The sequence below is a fragment of the Candidatus Desulfolinea nitratireducens genome (assembly GCF_982879505.1).
In genome coordinates, this window is sequence record NZ_CEYOSI010000015.1 from 25677 (window position 1) to 29188 (window position 3512).

5 protein-coding genes are annotated in these 3512 nt (G+C 46.1%); 1 reads left to right on the forward strand and 4 read right to left on the reverse strand.

Features of this window, described 5'->3' with window-relative positions; genetic code table 11:
* A partial coding sequence (locus AC3DOM_RS02540) for a ribosomal RNA small subunit methyltransferase A (protein WP_487917454.1) occupies positions 1 to 652 on the forward strand: 652 nt, incomplete at its 5' end.
* A 6-nt stretch (positions 653 to 658) separates the two neighbouring features.
* Here the strand turns inward: AC3DOM_RS02540 and AC3DOM_RS02545 are convergent.
* Genes AC3DOM_RS02545 through AC3DOM_RS02560 form a run of 4 tightly spaced genes read right to left on the reverse strand, consistent with a single transcriptional unit; the run spans position 659 to position 3278 of the window.
* The gene (locus tag AC3DOM_RS02545; RefSeq protein ID WP_487917455.1) at positions 659 to 1405 is read right to left on the reverse strand and encodes a polyprenol monophosphomannose synthase; all 747 of its coding nucleotides are present in this window, start codon (positions 1403 to 1405) and stop codon (positions 659 to 661) included.
* A gap of 8 nt (positions 1406 to 1413) precedes the next feature.
* Entirely contained in the window at positions 1414 to 2268 is an 855-nt protein-coding gene (locus AC3DOM_RS02550; protein ID WP_487917456.1) for a response regulator, read from the reverse strand.
* Between the two features lie 13 nt (positions 2269 to 2281).
* Positions 2282 to 2920 (reverse strand): V4R domain-containing protein, encoded by a 639-nt coding sequence (locus tag AC3DOM_RS02555; protein ID WP_487917457.1) that lies wholly within the window; start codon positions 2918 to 2920, stop codon positions 2282 to 2284.
* A 10-nt stretch (positions 2921 to 2930) separates the two neighbouring features.
* A complete protein-coding gene (locus tag AC3DOM_RS02560; RefSeq protein ID WP_487917459.1) occupies positions 2931 to 3278 on the reverse strand; it encodes a roadblock/LC7 domain-containing protein in 348 nt (115 codons plus the stop codon).
* Positions 3279 to 3512 lie beyond the last annotated feature (234 nt).

Below are 3512 nucleotides of genomic sequence, written 5' to 3' on the forward strand. Positions count from 1 at the left end.
TCTTGCAGCAGCAGCAAAAGAGGTGCTTGCTGTAGAAATTGACGGGGATTTGATCCCACCGCTAAAGGCCTCTCTTTCTGGTTACGCGAATATTACCGTGATCCAGGGCGATATGCTCAAGATCTCACCTTCAGAGATCATTAATGCACCAGAGTATCTGGTCGTCGCCAATATTCCTTACTACATCACCTCTGCCCTGCTCCGTCACCTGCTGGCAAATGATCCTCGCCCGCGCAGCATGGTCTTAACTATTCAAAAGGAAGTCGCCAAACGAATTTGCGCAGAGGAGGGAAAGAAAATGAGCCTGCTGGCGTTAAGCGTGCAAGTCTATGGGAAACCAGAGATCGCTGCCAATATTCCTGCCGGAGCATTCTACCCGCCCCCAAAGGTGGATTCGGCCGTCATCCAGATTGAGTTATATAACGAGCCGCGCATCCCCACTCATTTATTGGATGATTTCTTTCGTCTCGCCAAAGCAGGGTACAGCCAGAAAAGAAAAACGCTCCGCAACGCTCTTGCAGGAGGGTTGCGGATTTCAACCACAGAAGTTGAAGACCTGCTTCATGCAGTCGAAATTGATCCTCGTCGGGCAGAAACATTAACCTTAAAAGAATGGGGGGGATTGACCAAGAAATGGATTGAGATCAGATAATTGGATTTATTGCTTTACGCGTGCAGAATATCTCTTTGCCCTCAAGTCACGATACCCCCAACGCACCAACCAGATTCTAAAGGCAGCTTCACGCTGGATTTTGAAAGACATTTTTGACTTCCCCCATTGCCGATCTGCAAAGTAGATCGGCACCTCTCCAAAACGATACCCCAGGCAATATGCCATATATACCATTTCAACAAGGAAAACGTAACCGTTCGACTGGATCCGGTCAAGCGGCATCCCCTCCAAGGTTTCCCGACGCCAAAGCCGATAGCCTGTTGTCACATCCCTTAATTTAAAGCCAAGAATGGTGCGGGCATAGAAGTTTCCAAAGGCAGAAAGGGCTTTTCGCCAGATGGGCCAGTCCATATCCACACGGCCACCGGGAACATAGCGGGAACCGAGAACAACCTCTTTCGTTTTGAGAAGCTCCGCCATTTCCACCAACCTGGCAGGCTCATGCGAGAAATCGGCATCCATTTGGGCGATGGCATCTGCATCGGTAGCGAGAGCATGTTGAATTCCGGTCAGATACGCAGTTCGGAGTCCGAGTTTCCCCTCACGATGCAAAACATCCACTTTGCCAGGATTTTCAGTTGCCAAGGCATCCGCTATATCGCCTGTTCCATCCGGGCTTTTATCGTCAACAACCAAAATTCGAAGGTCAAGGGGTAAAGAAAATAAAGCGGAGACCAATTTGGGCAGGTTCTCCGCTTCGTCATATGTGGGTATTATTACTATTATTCGCAAATTCTTTCCTATTTTTTCAGATATAAAAGTTCTTTTTTTAGTTCATCAAGAGATTGAAATACGGCAGCATCGGGATCGATCTGAGCTGTTTTAATCGCAAGTCGATCAGGCCAATTGACCGCTTCTTCTCGATCTCTCATAGGATAAAAGTAACCGAGAGATTCCTCGAGACGATTCGCGATACGCCCTGCCAAGGCTGTAATCTTATCAGGGGGGATCACGATAATAAAATCTGTTGCGGACAGATGCCCCAGGAAACCCTCCGCACTACCAACTTCCTGAATGGCAGTATGGATCATTAAGCTGACAGCACGCAAGACATCATCAGAGGCAACAAATCCATAGCGTTCCCTGAAAGTTTCGAGGTTTTCAAGTGAAATTAATAAGAGGGCCTGATCTTTTTTTTGGAGACATTCTTCAAGACGTTCATCTACCAAAGCTCCTTCAGGATAACCACTGACGGAATTGATCATAAAGTTTTGTCCCAAACGTTCAAGCGAATTTCGAACGCGAAGGCGCAGCTCCTGAATGTCAAAGGGTTTGGTAATATAATCATCTGCCCCCAATTCGAGACCCTGCAAGCGATCGGCACGATCCCGTTTTTCAGTTAAAAAGATGATGGGGATATTCTTTGTGCGACGATCACTCCTTAAGCGGCGAGCGACTTCGTATCCATCAATATCAGGAAGGCGGATATCAAGGATGACCAAATCTGGGCGTTCTTCTATACACAAACGAACACCATTTTCGCCAAAATTGGCAGCAAGAACCTGATATCCTTGAACACCCAAATAAGCATTCAGCATCTCGGCAACATCAAGATCATCTTCAACTATCAATATCTTTGATTTTTTATCTGCCACTTTGGGCCAGCGCTTAGGTAGCTAAGGGTTCTTTTTGAATGACAAACTCACAAACTTCATCGCCCATGGCATGACAACGCGCTTCATTTACGCGAAATTCATGGCCACCAGATATCCACTTTAGGCCCTCCTGGAGGAGACCTGTGGCGAAAAAGCAGACCGGTTTATCCAAGCCAGATCGCCCCCAGCAAACCGGACATTTATGGATGGTATAAATAAATTCTGCATCTTTTTCTTCTACTGTGCTATGTTGATCGCTGACCTGAGAGAAAATTTTTGCCATCGAAGGGAGGCCTATGCGAAGTTTGGCTTGTAATGGCAGAACCTTAAAGGCCAAATCACCAACACCTGCCAGGGCACCAAAATCCTTAAGCGCATCAGAGAAGGTTGCTCTACCAGCGCGCAGGGCCAGCCCTCTCCCTCCACGTGGACCGTACATTTCTTCCAAGGCAACTCCCAGGGCAGAGAATTCTATAAAATTAAAAGCTTTTTCCAGGTTATCAGGCGGGTATCCGTCAATATAATGCGTTAAGCCAGCCAGATTAAGAATGGCGTTCAGGCCATTTCTTCCCATGACATCTTCCAGGGCCTTAATCGCAATCAGGCCAAATTTATTGGGGTAAAAATAATCACTTTGTTCAAGAGGACTCATGCTGGCTCCATTAAATCAATTTTCCGAGATCTTCAACTGCGCGACGCATATCAAGGAATATCAATCCTAATTTGGCTTTCTCACTTGCCAAAGCTGTAAGAACTGCTTCCTCTCCAATAGCCATCAGAACAACAAAGCCGTTTTCGCCCTTTATATACACTTGCTCCAAACCCCCACGGCCGAGCTCGCTAGCAATCCGCTCCCCCAATGAAAGCATTGCCGCTGACATTGCAGAAACGCGATCTTCTTCGATTTCTTGCGGTAGAGCAGACGCGATACTCAGTCCATCTACACTAACAATCGCTGACGCTTCGATATCGGGGGATGATGCTTGCATTTCACGCAAGCGATCAACCATTATTTTTGTACGCGATTGGGCCAATAGAACCCTCCAGAAAAACTATGGTGTTTTTTATGCCATAGTATGTATATTACCTCACAAAATCTGTTTTTCAAATTTAGCACAGGGGGAGGAATGTGTCAAGTTGAAGCCACTTCCAGGGGCGATATTATTGTTTTTTTTCCACATGATCTTCCGTATTTTTTATGAGTTCTGAGCATATTAAATTATCTTTATTGATTTAATTATAAA

What these genes read in the sequence shown, in the direction of transcription:
- AC3DOM_RS02555 (WP_487917457.1), bottom strand. Translation starts at nt 2,920, where the DNA reads ATGAGTCCTCTTGAACAAAGTGATTATTTTTACCCCAATAAATTTGGC.
- AC3DOM_RS02560 (WP_487917459.1), bottom strand. Translation starts at nt 3,278, where the DNA reads ATGGTTGATCGCTTGCGTGAAATGCAAGCATCATCCCCCGATATCGAA.